At 43.9% G+C, this 17,191-nt stretch carries 10 protein-coding genes, 1 pseudogene and 2 riboswitches; of the genes and pseudogenes, 10 read left to right on the forward strand and 1 reads right to left on the reverse strand.

All coding sequences use genetic code 11. The features are described 5' to 3' along the window. Positions 1 to 18: 18 nt before the first annotated feature. Positions 19 to 2,427: a sodium-translocating pyrophosphatase gene (locus EQY75_RS01715; protein WP_129602306.1), complete on the forward strand. Its 2,409-nt coding sequence runs from the start codon at positions 19 to 21 to the stop codon at positions 2,425 to 2,427. 70 nt (positions 2,428 to 2,497) lie between these two features. Here the strand turns inward: EQY75_RS01715 and EQY75_RS01720 are convergent, their stop codons facing one another. Beyond that, positions 2,498 to 3,112, reverse strand: coding sequence for a deoxynucleoside kinase (locus EQY75_RS01720; RefSeq protein WP_129602308.1), 615 nt, complete (start codon positions 3,110 to 3,112; stop codon positions 2,498 to 2,500). A gap of 284 nt (positions 3,113 to 3,396) precedes the next feature. Here EQY75_RS01720 and metK point away from each other — a divergent pair, with 284 nt between their 5' ends. From metK to metF, 9 genes and pseudogenes are all read left to right on the forward strand, one after another. Then, complete coding sequence (gene metK, locus EQY75_RS01725) at positions 3,397 to 4,653, forward strand: methionine adenosyltransferase (RefSeq protein WP_129602310.1); 1,257 nt, start codon at positions 3,397 to 3,399, stop codon at positions 4,651 to 4,653. Between the two features lie 75 nt (positions 4,654 to 4,728). Continuing rightward, a riboswitch (SAM riboswitch) is annotated at positions 4,729 to 4,840 on the forward strand. A gap of 124 nt (positions 4,841 to 4,964) precedes the next feature. Beyond that, positions 4,965 to 6,256, forward strand: a pseudogene (locus tag EQY75_RS01730) (O-acetylhomoserine aminocarboxypropyltransferase/cysteine synthase family protein). Between the two features lie 55 nt (positions 6,257 to 6,311). Beyond that, complete coding sequence (thrA, locus tag EQY75_RS01735) at positions 6,312 to 9,713, forward strand: bifunctional aspartate kinase/homoserine dehydrogenase I (RefSeq protein WP_129602312.1); 3,402 nt, start codon at positions 6,312 to 6,314, stop codon at positions 9,711 to 9,713. A 16-nt stretch (positions 9,714 to 9,729) separates the two neighbouring features. Beyond that, positions 9,730 to 10,911, forward strand: coding sequence for a trans-sulfuration enzyme family protein (locus EQY75_RS01740; RefSeq protein ID WP_129602314.1), 1,182 nt, complete (start codon positions 9,730 to 9,732; stop codon positions 10,909 to 10,911). A gap of 34 nt (positions 10,912 to 10,945) precedes the next feature. Further along, the gene (locus EQY75_RS01745) at positions 10,946 to 11,356 is read left to right on the forward strand and encodes an RrF2 family transcriptional regulator (RefSeq protein ID WP_129602316.1); all 411 of its coding nucleotides are present in this window, start codon (positions 10,946 to 10,948) and stop codon (positions 11,354 to 11,356) included. 196 nt (positions 11,357 to 11,552) lie between these two features. Then, complete coding sequence (locus tag EQY75_RS01750) at positions 11,553 to 12,179, forward strand: phosphoadenosine phosphosulfate reductase domain-containing protein (RefSeq protein WP_129602318.1); 627 nt, start codon at positions 11,553 to 11,555, stop codon at positions 12,177 to 12,179. A gap of 105 nt (positions 12,180 to 12,284) precedes the next feature. Next, positions 12,285 to 12,392, forward strand: a riboswitch (SAM riboswitch). A gap of 92 nt (positions 12,393 to 12,484) precedes the next feature. Then, positions 12,485 to 13,486, forward strand: a complete 1,002-nt coding sequence (locus tag EQY75_RS01755; protein WP_129602320.1) for a homocysteine S-methyltransferase family protein — start codon at positions 12,485 to 12,487, stop codon at positions 13,484 to 13,486. Then, complete coding sequence (gene metH / locus EQY75_RS01760) at positions 13,483 to 16,224, forward strand: methionine synthase (protein WP_129602322.1); 2,742 nt, start codon at positions 13,483 to 13,485, stop codon at positions 16,222 to 16,224. Before EQY75_RS01755 ends, metH begins: the two co-directional genes overlap by 4 nt. 11 nt (positions 16,225 to 16,235) lie before the next feature. After that, positions 16,236 to 17,189, forward strand: coding sequence for a methylenetetrahydrofolate reductase [NAD(P)H] (metF, locus tag EQY75_RS01765; protein ID WP_129602324.1), 954 nt, complete (start codon positions 16,236 to 16,238; stop codon positions 17,187 to 17,189). Positions 17,190 to 17,191: the final 2 nt, after the last annotated feature.

Here is a 17,191-nt window from a genome sequence, read left to right on the forward strand (position 1 = left end):
GATAAATAACAAATCAATATGGAACTAATTGTAACCCTATTACCAGCATTCGGTGTATTAGCCTTGCTGTTTGTCTTCGTAAAAAATATATGGGTCTCCAAGCAAGAAGTGGGAGATGCTAAGATGGCAAGGATCGCTAAAAATATCGCCGATGGGGCGATGTCTTTTTTAAAGGCCGAATACAAAATACTATCAATTTTTGTGGTTGCCGTTGCAATACTTCTCTATTTCAAAGGGGAAAATGAAGTCGGATCTAATGGAATGGTGGCACTCTCTTTCGGTGTAGGTGCCATTTGCTCAGCCTTGGCAGGTTTTATAGGTATGCGAGTAGCAACCAAAGCCAACGTAAGAACAACGCAAGCAGCGAGAACTTCTCTGGGGAATGCCCTTGAAGTAGCCTTCGCAGGTGGATCTGTTATGGGCCTTGGAGTAGTTGGTTTAGGAGTACTGGGTCTTAGTGGTCTTTTTATGATCTATCAAAACATCTGGCCTGGTGCAGATAATGTTTCATTAGTATTAAATGTATTATCCGGATTTTCATTGGGGGCATCATCCATTGCCCTTTTTGCACGTGTTGGCGGAGGTATTTACACAAAGGCTGCCGATGTAGGGGCCGATCTGGTTGGAAAAGTTGAAGCCGGAATACCTGAAGATCATCCACTGAACCCAGCTACAATTGCTGATAACGTGGGAGATAACGTTGGGGATGTGGCCGGAATGGGAGCCGATCTTTTTGAATCCTATGTGGGCTCTATCATCGGAACCATGGTTTTGGGAGCTTATATATTTACTCCCGACCTAGATGGTCTTGGTGCTGTTTATTTACCCTTAGTATTGGCAGCAGTTGGAATTATAATGTCAATTATAGGAACCTTCTTTGTAAAAGTAAAAGAAGGAGGAAATCCGCAAACGGCCTTGAATATAGGTGAATTTGGTTCCGCCGGTTTAATGGTGATCGCATCTTATTTTATTATTCACGCCATGATTCCTGATACAGTTGAAGGCTTGCCATTTGGAGCTATAGGTGTATTCTGGGCAACCATCGCTGGATTGGTAGCCGGACTAGGTGTAGGGAAGATTACTGAATATTATACCGGAACGGGTACTAAACCTGTAAGTGCCATTGTACGACAATCTGAAACAGGTGCAGCCACCAACATCATAGCAGGTCTTGGTGTGGGGATGATGTCTACAGCAGTACCGATTATTCTGATCGCTGCGGCCATATTAGTTTCTCATCACTTTGCCGGGCTCTACGGAATTGCCATCGCAGCAGTAGGAATGCTGGCCAATACGGGCATCCAGCTCGCTGTTGATGCCTACGGCCCTATCTCTGACAATGCCGGTGGAATTGCAGAAATGGCTGAGCTTCCCAGTGAAGTTCGTGAGCGGACAGATAAATTAGATGCAGTGGGGAACACTACCGCTGCCATCGGTAAAGGTTTTGCCATCGCTTCAGCTGCATTAACTGCACTGGCCTTGTTTGCTGCCTTTATGAAAGTTGCTAACGTAAACACTATTGATGTTTCCAGACCTGATATCATGGCTGGCTTATTAGTTGGAGCCATGTTGCCTTTTGTATTCTCAGCCTTGTCTATGAACGCAGTAGGACGTGCGGCGATGGCAATGATTGAAGAGGTTCGTCGTCAGTTTAGGGATATTCCCCAATTAAAAGCAGCTTTGGAAGTGATGCGTAAGCACGATTCAGATATGTCTAAAGCTTCTGAGGCTGACAGGGCAATTTTTGATGCTGCGGATGGATATGCAGAATACGACAAATGTGTTGATATTTCTACAAAAGCTTCTATTAAAGAAATGGTACTCCCAGGTCTTTTAGCTATTGCAGTACCGGTGGTTATAGGTTTTGTTGGTGGTGCTGAAATGCTTGGAGGACTATTGGCAGGTGTAACTTCTGCAGGTGTTTTAATGGCAATCTTCCAGTCGAATGCCGGAGGTGCATGGGATAATGCCAAGAAAATGATCGAAGCTGACGGCCGCAAAGGTACAGATGCACATAAAGCTGCAGTAGTAGGAGATACGGTAGGAGATCCATTCAAGGATACTTCAGGACCCTCACTTAACATTCTTTTGAAACTGATGTCTGTAGTGGCACTGGTAATCGCGCCGAGTATAGCCATGTCCTCAGATTCTGTTTCTTCTTATAACATGGAGAAAATGGATGGTGAAAAGATGGAACAAAGGATGCAGAAGGAAGTGAAAGTGAGCATGGAAGAGAATGAAGATGGTATGGTTACTGCCATGGTAGTTACAACAATTACCAAAGATGGAGAAGAAAGTGTAGATGAAAAGACATTTACAGGCACAATGGAAGAAGTGGAAGCTCAGATAGAAGCCATGAATAAGGAAAATGATGGGACAATGGTCAAGATGAAAAAGAGAGTTGAAAAAGAAGTAGAAGAGAATTAGACTTTACTTTTATCTCATAAAAAAGGCCGCTGAATTTCAGCGGCCTTTTTATTATTAAATAAATTATAATCTAGAATAAACCGTGGATCTCTCCATCAATTTTTGTGATGACCTCTCCCAGGTGTTCTGGTTCATCCACAAAATCCAAATGATCCACATCGATCACCAGAAGATTTCCTTTTTCGTATCCGTGAACCCATGCTTCGTAGCGTTCGTTTAACCGACTTAAGTAGTCAATAGAAATTGTGTTTTCGTAATCCCTGCCTCTTTTGTGTATCTGATTGACGAGGTTGGGAATGGAACTGCGAAGGTAGATCAGCAAGTCGGGTGGCTGTACCAAACTTTCCATAAGTTCAAATAAGCTGGTATAGTTAGTAAAATCCCTGTTTGTCATCAGGCCCATGGCGTGAAGATTGGGAGCGAAAATATGAGCATCTTCGTAGATGGTCCTGTCCTGAATTACATTCTTTCCGCTTTCGCGAATCTTCAGGATCTGACGGTATCGGCTGTTTAGAAAATAGATCTGGAGGTTAAAACTCCACCGTTCCATCTGGGTGTAAAAATCGTCGAGATACGGATTGTCCACCACATCCTCGAAATGCGCTTCCCATTTGTAATGTTTTGAAAGTAATTCGGTCAGGGTTGTTTTTCCTGCCCCGATATTTCCGGCAACGGCAATGTGCATAGGATCCTGGTATTTGGCTTTTGATGTGTTTTTGAAAGGATAGCAATATACAAAGTATCTTGGCTATCAAAAAAAATAGTGGACGAAATACAAAATAGAATTTGACATCCAAAAATTTTTATTTCAATGCCAAATATGTACTTTTGTGCCCACTAACGAAGAGGACGGATTTGACTGATTGCAACCTCTCTAAAAATGCTAAAGCAGTTTCTGCCGAATTTCGCGCATTGTAAACTTCTCCCTGGCATTTTATCGAATCCTTTCTCAAAAGTTAAGAAAACGGTATGCCATATTTATTTACTTCAGAAAGTGTAAGTGAGGGTCACCCCGATAAGATCGCAGATCAGATCAGTGATGCTTTGCTGGATAATTTCCTGGCGTTCGACCCAGAGAGCAAGGTGGCTTGCGAAACTCTGGTCACTACCGGGCAAGTAGTTCTCGCCGGAGAAGTGAAAAGCCATACCTATGTAGACTTGCAACAGATCACAAGGGATGTGATCAACGGAATAGGCTATACCGAGGGTGCTTATCAGTTTAGCGGGGATTCCTGTGGTATTATCTCGTTGATCCACGAACAGTCTAAAGAGATCAACCAGGGAGTAGATCGAGGAACCAAAGAGGAACAAGGCGCTGGAGATCAGGGGATGATGTTCGGGTACGCTACCAAAGAAACTGAGAATTATATGCCGCTGGCCCTTGATATTTCCCATAAGATTCTTCAGGAATTGGCAGCGCTACGGAAAGAAAATGACGAAATCACCTATTTGCGTCCCGATGCCAAGGCACAGGTGACCATTGAATACTCAGACGATAACACGCCGCTGAGAATTGAGACTATCGTTATTTCGACACAACATGATCCCTTTGATGAGGACGATCAGAAAATGCTAAAGACCATCAAAAGCGATCTGCTGTCTATTTTGATTCCGAGAGTGAAAAACAGGTTACCCGAAAAGACCAGAACGCTATTCACTGACGATATCAAGTATCATATAAATCCGACCGGAAAATTCGTCATAGGTGGTCCTCACGGAGATACCGGTTTAACAGGAAGGAAGATCATTGTTGACACCTATGGGGGCAAAGGGGCACACGGTGGAGGTGCTTTTAGCGGTAAAGATCCGAGTAAGGTAGACCGAAGTGCAGCCTATGCCGCTCGCCATGCAGCTAAAAATCTGGTAGCCGCCGGCGTTGCAGATGAAATTCTTGTTCAGATTAGTTATGCCATTGGGGTGGTACAACCCACTTCAATATTTGTGGATACCTACGGTACCACTAAAGTGAAGATGACCGATGGGGAAATCGCTAAAATCGTTGCTAAATTGTTCGATTTCAGGCCTTTTGCTATCGAAGAACGCCTCAAATTGAGAAATCCCATATACCTTGAAACAGCAGCCTATGGCCATATGGGGAAAGAACCTGAGATGGTTACGAAAGTATTCGAATCCCCTTATAACGGGCGTATCAAACGAGAAGTAGAGTTGTTTACCTGGGAGAAACTAGACAGGGTTAAGCAGGTACAGGAAGCTTTTAACATATAAATTTAGTAGGATAATTAGGAATTTTTAAAATTCCCTTCCTATATTTACCAATTCAAAGTTCAAACTCTTATTGAATAGTTATCAAGAAAGGTGGAGGGACTAGACCCTTTGAAGCCTTAGCAACCCTTTGTGTCAGAAACAAAGAAGGTGCTACATTCTATCACGTCATATACGCGACAGATAACACAGACCTATTACCATCGGTAATTTTTCTTTCTTTTTAACTTTTTTGATTTGTACCTCAGCTAACGACAGCTGTGGTGTGGTTTGGCTTTTTTATTTCATGTTTAACAAATAAAAAAACTAAAATCATGAGCGATCAGAAATTTTCGACCAAAGCATTACATGCAGGTCACGACACCAAAGTGCACGGGGGCACCAGAGCCATCCCGATTTATCAGAGTACAGCCTATGTGTTTGACAATTCGGACCACGCGGCCAATTTGTTTTCCCTTGCGGAATTCGGGAATATCTATACCCGGATCAACAATCCAACGAACGATATCCTGGAGCAACGCCTGGCTGCTCTTGAAGGGGTATCGCATCAGTAGTAACGGCTTCCGGAACAGGAGCGATCAACACTGCCCTCCTGGTATTACTCAAAGCCGGAGACCATATAGTGGCTTCCAACAGCCTTTACGGAGGCACATACAACTTGTTGAGTGTTACCTTGCCCAGGCTGGGGATCAAAACTACCTTTGTGGATCCTTCAGATCCTTCAAATTTTGGAAAAGCAGTGAAGGAAAATACGAGGGCGATTTTTGTGGAATCGCTGGGGAACCCAAAACTGGATGTGCTCGATCTGAAAGCCATTTCCGCTGAGGCTAAAAAAGCGAGGATCCCATTTATAGTAGACAATACCGTTGCGACTCCGGCCCTATTAAATCCAATTGAACACGGAGCTAATATTGTGATCCATTCCTTGACGAAGTACATCAATGGCAATGGAACTGCCTTAGGGGGAGCCATTATTGACGCCGGTACCTTCGACTGGTCTAGCGGGAAGTTTCCGGAATTTACTGAACCTTCTCCCGGCTACCACGGTCTGGTATACCACGATGCCCTTGGGCCTGCTGCCTTTATTGCCAAAGTTCGTATTGAAGGACTGCGCGATCACGGGGCTTGTCTGAGTCCGTTTAACGCCTTCCAGATTATTCAGGGTCTTGAAACCCTTGAAGTAAGAATTAAAAAACACAGCGAAAATGCCCTGGCCCTGGCCAAGTGGTTAGAAGGCAGAAAAGAAGTGACCTGGGTAAATTATCCCGGATTGAAAAGTAGTGAGTACTACCCGCTTGCCGAGGCTTATCTGCCTAAGGGACAAAGTGGCATAGTTACATTCGGAGTAAAAGGCGGTTATGAATCAGCTAAGAAAATTGCCGATACAACCGAGGTATTTTCTCTTTTGGCGAATATCGGCGATACAAAGTCACTCATCATCCATCCGGCAAGTACAACACATCAGCAATTAGATGATGAGGCACAGCTTACTACCGGGGTGACCAAGGACCTTATCAGACTGTCTGTTGGCCTTGAGGATCTGGCAGATTTAACAACTGACCTTGAAAGCGCATTTGCAAAAATTGGCAAGTCGGTATTGGCTTAAAGCTCAGTAAATTAATACTGCAATGGAATGTAAAAGGAGAATTTAAGTTCGAGAAATGAAGGTTACAGCAGGATTAAAGCAATTGAGTATTCCTGGGTATACCACCTTGAGTGGTGTTACTCAGGATATTCAGCTTTCCTATCAGTTATTTGGACAACCCTTGCATTCTGCACCCATCGTTTTGGTAAATCACGCCCTTACGGGAAATTCAAATGTCTGTGGACCTGAGGGATGGTGGACGGATTTGGTGGGCGAACAGAAATGTATCGATACGGATAAGTATACAGTGCTTTGCTTTAATATTCCCGGGAACGGTTATGATGGCTTTGTGATTGAGAATTACAGGGATTTTGTGGCCGGGGATATTGCCAGAATTTTCCTGAACGGACTCCAATTACTGGAGATCAAAAAAGTGTATGCGATCATAGGCGGATCTTTGGGAGGAGGCATAGCCTGGGAAATGGCAGCTCTAGATCCGGAAATAACATCGCATCTTATTCCTGTGGCATCAGATTGGAAGTCCACTGATTGGCTGATAGCCAATTGTCAGATTCAGGAACAGTTCCTGGTCAATTCAAAAAATCCGGTACACGACGCCCGAATGCATGCCATGCTCTGCTACCGAACACCGGAATCGTTTAAAGAACGCTTTGCGAGGAGTACCAACGAAGAACTCAATGTTTTTAATGTGGAGAGCTGGTTGCTGCATCACGGAAGGAAATTACAGGAGCGTTTTCAATTATCGGCCTACAAACTTACCAATCAACTCTTAAAGACCATAGATATCACCCGCAGCGGTGATGAAGCCTTTAGGAACCTACGTCAAAGCAAGACGAATATCCATATCATCGGGGTTGATTCTGACCTGTTTTTTTCAGCCAATGAGGACAAGGATACTTACAAACAAATGGCCCAGGCCAGAAGCAATGTAACCTACGGGGAAATAAAATCCCTCCACGGACATGATGCCTTTCTTATTGAATTTGAGCAAATGGTTCAACTCCTCGAGCCTATATTTAATCAGAACCAGCGCTCCCGTCACTATAAGGTATTGAAATTTGGAGGAAATTCTCTGGCCAATGGCGAAGGGATAGAACGGGTTCTCGAAATTGTTGTATCTGAAGTTAATGCGGGAGAAAAGATTGCGGTGGTGGTATCGGCCCGTGAATTGGCCACGGACCAATTGGTCAATATTCTGGAACTTGCCGCCAAAGGCGAGGATTACAAAAAGGAATTTGAAAAATTCGAAAGCTATCAAAGGCACAGTTTTAAAAACGTAGACTTATCAGATCAATTCAGGGAATTGGTGCAGCTACTGGAAGGAGTAACCCTGCTAGGCGACTACAGTTCAAAAATCAAGGATCAGGTTTTGGCTATTGGAGAGCTCATTTCTACAAAGTTGATCGCAAAGTTGCTGATTGGAAAAGGGATAGAGGCGAAATGGATAGATTCCAGAAAGTTGATCATTACCGATGATAACTTCGGAAATGCGAATGTCTACGATGAGGTGTCGAGAGCTAGGGTTTTGGAGCTTTTCCAGTCCCTGAAGGCTGGCGTCACACCTGTAATACCAGGGTTTATCGGATCTACAAAAAAGGGAGAGACAACAACCCTGGGCAGGAACGGGAGTAATTATACCGCTGCACTTTTGGCAAATTTTCTCGATGCCGAAGAACTACATAATTATACCCATGTTGACGGGATCTATACCGCAGATCCCAAATGGGTACCCGAAGCCAGGCGGATTGATAAATTGTCCTATGCCGAGGCCAATGAACTGGCCAATTTTGGCGCAACTATTCTCCACGCAAAGACGATCATTCCCTTGCTTGAGAAAAACATTCCGCTCAGAATCCTAAACACCTTTAACCGGGAGAATAAAGGTACCTTGATAAGTGCGTATTCGGAAGGGGATGGTATTCGTTCGCTGTCTGTACTAGATCATGAGGCCTTGATCAATCTGGAGGGCAGGGGGTTGTTGGGTAAAGCAGGAGTAGATGCACGGATTTTTCGAGCCTTGGGAAGGAGTAATATCAGTGTTAGTATTATTTCCCAGGGTTCGTCCGAACGGGGGATAGGACTTTTAGTAAATGCCTCAGATGCGAATAATGCCCGCAGAGCTTTAAAAGAAGAGTTCGAGTCTGACTTTGAATCGAAAGATATTCACACGATTAGTATAATAGATGACGTTTCTGTGATTTCTATTATAGGACAGGACCTTAGTACTTTCCACAAACCGTACAATGCCTTGATTAAAAATCAAGTCATCCCGCTCTTGTTTAATAATACAGTAACTGGAAAGAACATTAGCCTTGTGGTAAAAAGAGAAGATCTACACAAGGCGCTGAACGTGATGCATGGGCAGATCTTTGGGATGAGTAAGCGAATTAATCTGGCTGTCTTTGGTCACGGTAATGTTGGAGCAACACTTCTTGATCAGATCCTCAACGCCAGTGCTTCTATTGAAAAAAGGAAAGGCATTCAACTAAGAGTCTTTGCCCTTGGTAACTCTAAGACCGTTTTACTCAACAAAGATGGTATCAGCAACGACTGGAAAAAGGACATAGATGAAGAAGGTAAATCGTATTCAATTTCTGAGGTTTTTGATTTTGCCAGAGAACATCATTTGGAAAACCTCATTGCTGTAGACAACACGGCAAGTGAAGATTTTGTAGCGCATTACTTTGATTTTGTCGAAAATGGTTTCGACCTGGTCTCATCCAACAAAATTGCGAATACCCTTGGATATGACTATTACCACCTCTTACGGGAAGAGTTGGGACGATTTCAGAAACAGTATTTGTACGAGACCAATGTAGGTGCGGGTCTTCCCCTTATTGATACCATTAAACTCCTACACTTATCGGGGGAAAATATTACCAGGATAAAAGGCGTCTTTTCCGGATCCTTGAGTTACATCTTTAATACGTATTCAGAGAAAAATGTCCCATTTTCAGAAGTAGTCCTCGAAGCGATGAGCCTGGGTTACACTGAACCCGATCCGCGAGAGGACTTATCTGGTATGGATGTGGGCCGAAAACTGCTGATCCTTGCACGTGAACTGCAGCTGCGTAATGAGATTAAAGACGTAAATGTGGAAAATCTGATTCCGGAAGAATTACAAAGCTTGAGCGAGGAGGAATTTGCAACCCAAATTGCAAAATTGAATCCGCTGATGGAAAAGAAAAAGAAGGATTTGGGACAAGGACAGGTTCTGCGCTATGTGGGAGATCTTTATGGAGATTTGCAGAGAGATAAAGGGATTCTTGAAGTGAAATTAATTTCGGTCTCTGAAGAGAGCAGCCTGGGGCAGGTAAAGGGTTCAGATTCCATCATTGAAATCTATACAGAGTCCTATGGAAAACACCCATTGGTAATACAGGGCGCAGGAGCAGGAGCCGCAGTAACCGCGAGGGGGGTATTGGGAGATATTCTCAGGATCGCGGAAAAAATATAATCCAAGTAAGCAGCCCATGAAAAAAGATGAGAACCAATTTGAGACAGATGCCATTAGGATACAGATGGAACGATCTTCGTTTTTGGAACACTCTTCTCCAATTTACATGACTTCGAGTTTCGTATTTGAGGATGCCGAGGATATGCGGGCTTCCTTTGCCGAGGAAAAAGACAGAACAATTTACTCGAGGTACGCTAACCCCAATAGTTCTGAGCTGATCGATAAAGTATGTGCCATGGAAGGAGCTGAGGCTGGTTTTGCCTTTGCTTCTGGAATGGCGGCCGTATTTTCAACCTTTGCTGCCCTTTTGGAAAGTGGTGCTCACATCCTTTCTGCACGCAGGATTTTTGGCTCAACACATTCCCTTTTCACGGGAGTTTTTCCTAAATGGAAGATTTCGCATACGTATTTTGAGTTGGAAGATCTCGATACTCTTGAGGAGCTGATAACTCCGGCGACCAGAGTCATTTACGCAGAATCTCCGACTAATCCCGGTGTGGATCTTGTGGATCTGGGTCGACTAGGAGATTTCGCGAAAAAACACAATTTGCTTTTTATTGTAGATAATTGTTTTGCTACCCCATATTTGCAACAACCCTTAAAATTTGGGGCAGACCTCGTTATTCATTCGGGCACAAAGCTCATGGACGGGCAGGGAAGGGTATTGGCAGGGATAACTGTTGGACGTGCTGACCTGATTGACAAGATTTATCGTTTTGCACGGATCTCCGGTCCTGCTTTGTCGCCTTTTAATGCCTGGCTGCTTTCACGCAGTCTCGAAACCCTCGCCATTAGGATTGACAGACATTGTAGTAATGCACTTAAACTGGCAGAGTATCTTGAGAAGCAAAAGCAAGTGAACTGGGTAAAATACCCCTTTCTTCCATCTCATCCTCAATTTAACCTTGCCAGGAAACAGATGAAGGCAGGAGGTTGCGTAGTAGCCTTTGAGATAAGTGGTGGTGCAGAGGCGGGAAAAAAGTTCTTTGACGCTATAGAATTGCTCTCCCTTTCAGCCAATTTAGGGGATTCGCGTAGCATTGTAACCCATCCTGCTTCTACGACGCACAGTAAACTATCCGAGGAGGAACGGCAGGCGAGTGGTATCAGTCCCGGCCTTGTGAGGATCTCAGTAGGCCTGGAACACATTGATGACATTATCAGGGATATCTCCCGAGCTTTGGATAAATCCTGCTGAGGTTGGATTCGGCACTTTTCGCTATCTTAGCTTTATGCTTTCCAAAAAGACCAAGTACGGCTTAAAAGCCCTGACTTTCCTGGCAAAACAAGACAAAAAGGATCCTATCCCAATTGCGGAAATTGCTGATCGGGAAAATATTTCCCAAAAATTCCTGGAGAGCATTTTACTTTCCCTGAGGCGAACCGGTTATCTCGGATCAAAAAAAGGAAAAGGAGGTGGGTACTATCTCATCAAAGACCCCTCTGAAATCCCTATGACTACCGTGATGCGGGTTTTGGAAGGTCCTATTGCCATGGTGTCCTGTGTCAGTCTTAATTTCTATGAAAAATGTGAGGATTGCCCGGATGAACAAAGCTGCTCCGTACATAAACTGATGCTAAAAGTCAGGGATAGTGCCCTTGAAGTCTATCGGCATACCACCCTTGCCGATCTTTTGTCCTAAAGATACCTGACAGAATTCTCCATCTTACTGTAATATTTTTAATTATTTAGTCTGGTTTTTATTAATCTAGTAAAATTGTAGGGTAAATAGAATATTTATTAGGATTGATGGTTATTAGATAAGATAGAAAATGTACTTTTGGTTATCCTATTAAAACAATGGGCTAAGTATCAAATCCTACTGAACCTAAATTTTCATGATTTTTACGGAAAAACATCTGGAACATCTCAATGCTCAATTCAGAGGTATTCCAACTGAAGAAATAATTGCCTGGGCCCTGGAATATGCGAGAAGACCAATACTTACTACAAACTTCGGACCTTATTCGTCTACACTCCTCCATGCCGTTACGGAGGTTAAAAGTGATGTACCGGTAATCTGGTGTGATACGGGCTACAATACAGTGGCCACATACAAGCACGCCGAAAAGGTGATGAAGCGGTTAGAACTCGATATGAGAATCTACGTGCCCAAACAAACCCGTGCCAGGCGAGACGTATTAATGGGCGAACCCTCAGTTGATGATCCCAAACACGCCGACTTTGCTGAGCAGGTGAAATTAGAACCCTTCCGACGTGCGATGAAAGAGCATCAGCCCGATGTATGGTTTGCCAATATCCGTAAAGGTCAGACGCAGTATCGCGATACCCTGGATATACTGAGCATTAGCAAGGAAGGAATTTTAAAGGTGAGTCCTTTTTATCACTATTCTGAAATGCAACTAAGGATTTATCTGAAACAGTTTCAGCTCCCTAATGAAATGGATTATTTTGATCCTACCAAGGTTTTACAACATCGGGAGTGCGGTATTCATCTCTCGTAATTACCGCACTTTTCCCCACTGAATAGGTTTAAAAAGTGGACAATTTCCTTGTATTTCACTGCAGAGTGACCTTTCTTTGTTACAGTTCATTAACTCACTGAAAATAAGTTATCAAGAAAGGTGGAGGGACTAGACCCGCTGAAACCTTAGCAACCCTTTAGACTGTAAAGAAGGTGCTACATTCTATCACGCTGTATGCGGGACAGATAACAAACGCTTAGGGCATAGCCCTTTTCCTTCCTCTTGATAGATATTCGATTTTCGGTTGTAAGACCGTAGATCTAAGGTGTATTACGATAACATTTATGGCTTTAATCGAAGACATAGTACAAGAACGTATCCTCATATTAGATGGGGCGATGGGGACCATGCTGCAACAGTATCAATTTACAGAAGCAGATTTTAGGGCCGATCGTTTTAGGGAATGGCCGCATCCCTTGCAGGGCAACAACGATCTACTTTCTCTTACCCAGCCAAAGGCTATTGCGGAAATCCATAGAAAATACTTTGCTGCCGGAGCTGATATTGTTGAAACAAATACATTTTCATCAACTTCAGTGGCCATGGCAGACTACCACATGCAGGACCTGGTCTATGAAATGAATTTTGAATCGGCTCGTATTGCAAAAGAGGTTGCTATTGAATTTACTGAGAAAGAACCACAAAAGCCAAGGTTTGTGGCCGGTAGCATAGGTCCTACCAACAAAACAGCCAGCATGTCACCTGATGTTAATGATCCCGGCTTTCGGGCGATCTCCTTTGATGCCCTGAGACAGTCCTATCATGAACAAGCTGCGGCTTTGCTAGACGGAGGTGTGGATGTGCTTCTCGTTGAAACGATTTTTGATACCCTGAATGCGAAAGCGGCTTTGTTTGCCATTGAAGAACTTAAGGAAGAACGCGGTATCAACATACCGGTGATGATCAGTGGTACCATCACTGATGCCTCAGGACGGACCTTATCCGGACAGACTGCAGAATCCTTCTTAATTTCTATTTCTCATATTCCCTTCCTGTCTGTTGGCTTTAACTGTGCCTTAGGCGCCAGTCAGTTGGTTCCACATCTTCAGGTCCTGGCCGCGAAGACTTCCTTCGCTGTATCAGCCCATCCCAATGCAGGTCTGCCCAATGCTTTTGGGGAATACGATCAGAGTCCAGAGGAAATGGCTGTCCAAATAAGGGAGTATCTAGATAAAAACCTGATCAACATCGTAGGGGGCTGTTGTGGCACAACACCTGATCATATTAGGGCAATCGCTGTGGTAGCCAGGGAATACGAACCGAGAAAATGTCTGCTGGCGGTATGAAAGATCATCAGTTACATAAGCTGCAAGGCCAGTCTTCAATCCAAACTTCAGCAGAGGTAGGGGAGGAATGCAGGCCGTTAAAACTTTCCGGACTGGAGCCATTAGTAATTACCCACGAAAGCAATTTTGTCAATGTGGGGGAACGTACAAATGTGGCAGGTTCCAGGAAATTCCTCCGTCTGATAAAAGAGGAAAATTTTGAGGAAGCTGTTGAAATTGCAAGACATCAGGTGGAAGGCGGGGCCCAGATCATCGATGTGAATATGGATGACGGACTCATTGACGGGAAGGAAGCAATGGTGAAGTTTCTAAATCTGATTTTGGCAGAGCCCGATATTGCCAGGGTACCCATTATGATCGACAGTTCAAAATGGGAAATCATTGAAGCCGGACTACAGGTAGTACAGGGAAAATGCGTGGTAAATTCCATCAGTCTGAAAGAAGGGGAAAAAGAATTTATACACCAGGCAAAATTGATAAGGCGTTACGGGGCTGCAGTAATCATTATGGCTTTTGATGAACAAGGCCAGGCCGACAGCTATGAAAGACGAATTGAGATCGCAAAAAGATCTTATAAGATTCTGGTTGATCAGCTGAAATTCCCTCCCGAAGACATCATTTTTGATCTTAATGTCTTTCCCGTAGCAACAGGAATGGAGGAGCATAAAAGCAATGCGGTGGACTTTATTGAGGCAACTCGCTGGGTGCGGAATAACCTGCCTCATTGTAGTGTGAGCGGAGGTGTCAGTAATGTATCTTTTAGTTTCAGAGGGAACAATACGGTGAGGGAAGCCATGCATTCGGTCTTTCTTTATCACGCTATCAAAGCGGGAATGAATATGGGTATTGTTAATCCTACCCTACTGGAAGTATATGATGATATTCCTCAGGACCTGCTTGAACATATTGAAGATGTGATCCTCAACAGAAAACCAGATGCTACGGAAAGGCTCTTAGATTTTGCAGAGAAGGTGGTAGGGAAAAAGCGCTTGAACAAAAAGGATTTGAGCTGGAGGGAGGATTCGCTTCAGGACAGGATCACGAGGGCTTTGGTCAAAGGAATAGACGAATTTATCATTGAAGATGTTGAAGAGGCTAGGAAAAGCTCAGAAAAGCCTATCGAAGTTATCGAGGGGCTTTTAATGACCGGGATGAACGTGGTTGGGGATCTCTTTGGGAGCGGGAAAATGTTCCTGCCTCAGGTAGTAAAGTCGGCCAGAGTCATGAAAAAGGCAGTAGCCTACCTTACGCCCTTTATTGAGGCATCTCAGGAAGAATCTACCCGCGGATCTGCGGGGAAAATACTTATGGCAACGGTCAAGGGAGATGTACATGACATCGGGAAGAATATCGTTAGCGTAGTCCTCGCCTGTAACAATTACGAGATTATTGACCTGGGAGTTATGGTTCCGCCCGAAAAGATCATCCAAAAAGCCAAAGAACATCAGGTAGATATTATCGGTTTAAGCGGATTAATAACTCCTTCTTTGGATGAAATGGTCTTTCTGGCAAAAGAAATGGAGCTACAGAATTTCAAGATCCCCTTACTCATAGGAGGGGCTACCACGAGTAAGGCCCATACGGCGGTCAAGATTGATCCTCAATACAGGGCAGCAGTGGTACATGTCAACGATGCATCCAGAGCGGTTACGGTCGTAGGCGATCTCTTGCAGAAAGACCACTCAGAAGGATATAAAAACGAGTTGAAATTGACTTATGCCAGTTTTAGGGATAATTTTTTGGGCAGAGGCAGGAAAAAGACTTATCTCAGTTTAGAAGAAGCACGGAGGAATAAATTGGTGCTGTCCTGGAATGGATCTGAGATTAGAAAACCTAAAGAGCCGGGGATTCACCTGCTGAAGGAGTTAGATCTCAATCTTCTTAGGCCTTATATCGACTGGACGCCGTTTTTCAGAAGCTGGGATCTTCATGGAAAATATCCGGCCATCCTTAAAGATGAGGTAGTTGGCGAACAGGCCACCAGCCTGTTTGAAGATGCTAAGCATATGTTGAATACCATCATTGAAAAGAAACTCTTGACAGCGAAGGCAGTTTTTGGCCTGTTTCCGGCAAATGCTATTGATAAAGACGATATTGAGGTTCAGCTAAAAGAAAGGAAAGAATCATATGTCTTTAGGACATTGAGACAGCAACTAAAGAAAAAGCAGGGGGTACCCTATCTCGCCCTGGCCGATTATATTGCCCCTAAGTCGTCAGGAATTAAGGATTTTATAGGTTGTTTTTGTGTTACTGCAGGATTTGGTTCGGAAGAACTTGCAAGGCAGTACGAAGATTCCCTCGATGATTACAATGCCATCATGGTAAAGGCTTTGGCTGATCGATTAGCAGAGGCATTCGCAGAGTATCTGCACAGGGAAGTCAGAATTCATTACTGGGGCTACGCCGGGCGAGAATTACTCACCAACGAAGAACTGATTCGTGAGGAATATAAAGGCATCAGACCCGCCCCAGGATATCCTGCATGTCCAGATCACCTGGAGAAGAAAACCATCTGGGAAATTTTAAAGGTAGAGGAAAACATCGGAGTGAAATTAACTGAAAGCCTTGCAATGTGGCCCTCAGCAAGCGTGAGTGGATACTATTTTGCCCATCCTGACGCCAGGTATTTTGGCGTGGGTAAAATAACACAGGATCAATTATCAGACTACGCTGAACGAAAAGGAATTTCTTTGGAGGATGCAAGGAAGTGGTTGTCGCCAAACCTGGTGAATGAATAAATGTACAGAGAATGAAAGTAACCGAACACATAAAAAGAGCTAAGGGTAATACCCTGTTTTCATTTGAGATCATTCCGCCTGTCAAGGGCAGAAGTATTCAGGAGCTCTATGACAATATTGACCCACTGATGGAGTTCAAGCCTCCCTTTATCGACGTCACCACCTCCAGAGAAGAATACGTTTACATAGACCGGGATGGTTTATTCGATAAAAAACTAACCAGGATGCGTCCGGGAACTGTCGGTATTTGTGCCTCCATAAAACACAAATACGACGTGGATACCATTCCTCATGTACTCTGCGGAGGATTTACTCGCGAAGAAACAGAATACCTGCTGGTAGACTGTCATTATCTTGGGATAGATAATGTAATGGCTTTACGCGGAGATGCTTTAAAAGAAGAACAGTATTTTGAGCCCACAAAGGGAGGACATCAATACGCTTCAGACCTGGTTGTCCAGATCAAAAATCTCAATAAGGGGCAGTACCTCCACGAAGTGATTGAAACAGATAATTGTTCTGATTTTTGTATCGGGGTTGCAGGATATCCTGAAAAACACATGGAGGCCCCCTCGATGAAAACCGACCTGAAATGGCTGAAAAAAAAGGTTGACCTCGGAGCAGAGTACATCGTAACGCAAATGTTTTTTGACAATCAAAAGTATTTCGACTTTGTAAAGGCGGCGCGTGAAGCAGGAATAAATGTGCCGATTATTCCCGGAATCAAGCCCATAGCAATAAAGCGGCATCTGCAACTGCTGCCCCAGGTTTTCCGTATCGATCTGCCACAAGAACTAATCGAAGAAGTGGAGAAATGCAGCTCTAATAAGGAGGTGAGAAAGGTGGGTATAGAATGGACCATTTATCAGTCAAAAGAACTCAAGAAAGCCGGGGCGCCCGTATTACACTATTATTCTATGGGGAAGAGTGACAATATCAGGGAGATTGCCAAAGCAATATTTTGATT

This window comes from Muriicola soli (assembly GCF_004139715.1).
Taxonomy (GTDB): Bacteria; Bacteroidota; Bacteroidia; order Flavobacteriales; family Flavobacteriaceae; genus Muriicola; species Muriicola soli.

What these genes read in the sequence shown, in the direction of transcription:
- EQY75_RS01715 (WP_129602306.1), top strand. Translation starts at nt 19, where the DNA reads ATGGAACTAATTGTAACCCTATTACCAGCATTCGGTGTATTAGCCTTG.
- EQY75_RS01720 (WP_129602308.1), bottom strand. Translation starts at nt 3,112, where the DNA reads ATGCACATTGCCGTTGCCGGAAATATCGGGGCAGGAAAAACAACCCTG.
- metK (WP_129602310.1), top strand. Translation starts at nt 3,397, where the DNA reads ATGCCATATTTATTTACTTCAGAAAGTGTAAGTGAGGGTCACCCCGAT.
- thrA (WP_129602312.1), top strand. Translation starts at nt 6,312, where the DNA reads ATGAAGGTTACAGCAGGATTAAAGCAATTGAGTATTCCTGGGTATACC.
- EQY75_RS01740 (WP_129602314.1), top strand. Translation starts at nt 9,730, where the DNA reads ATGAAAAAAGATGAGAACCAATTTGAGACAGATGCCATTAGGATACAG.
- EQY75_RS01745 (WP_129602316.1), top strand. Translation starts at nt 10,946, where the DNA reads ATGCTTTCCAAAAAGACCAAGTACGGCTTAAAAGCCCTGACTTTCCTG.
- EQY75_RS01750 (WP_129602318.1), top strand. Translation starts at nt 11,553, where the DNA reads ATGATTTTTACGGAAAAACATCTGGAACATCTCAATGCTCAATTCAGA.
- EQY75_RS01755 (WP_129602320.1), top strand. Translation starts at nt 12,485, where the DNA reads ATGGCTTTAATCGAAGACATAGTACAAGAACGTATCCTCATATTAGAT.
- metH (WP_129602322.1), top strand. Translation starts at nt 13,483, where the DNA reads ATGAAAGATCATCAGTTACATAAGCTGCAAGGCCAGTCTTCAATCCAA.
- metF (WP_129602324.1), top strand. Translation starts at nt 16,236, where the DNA reads ATGAAAGTAACCGAACACATAAAAAGAGCTAAGGGTAATACCCTGTTT.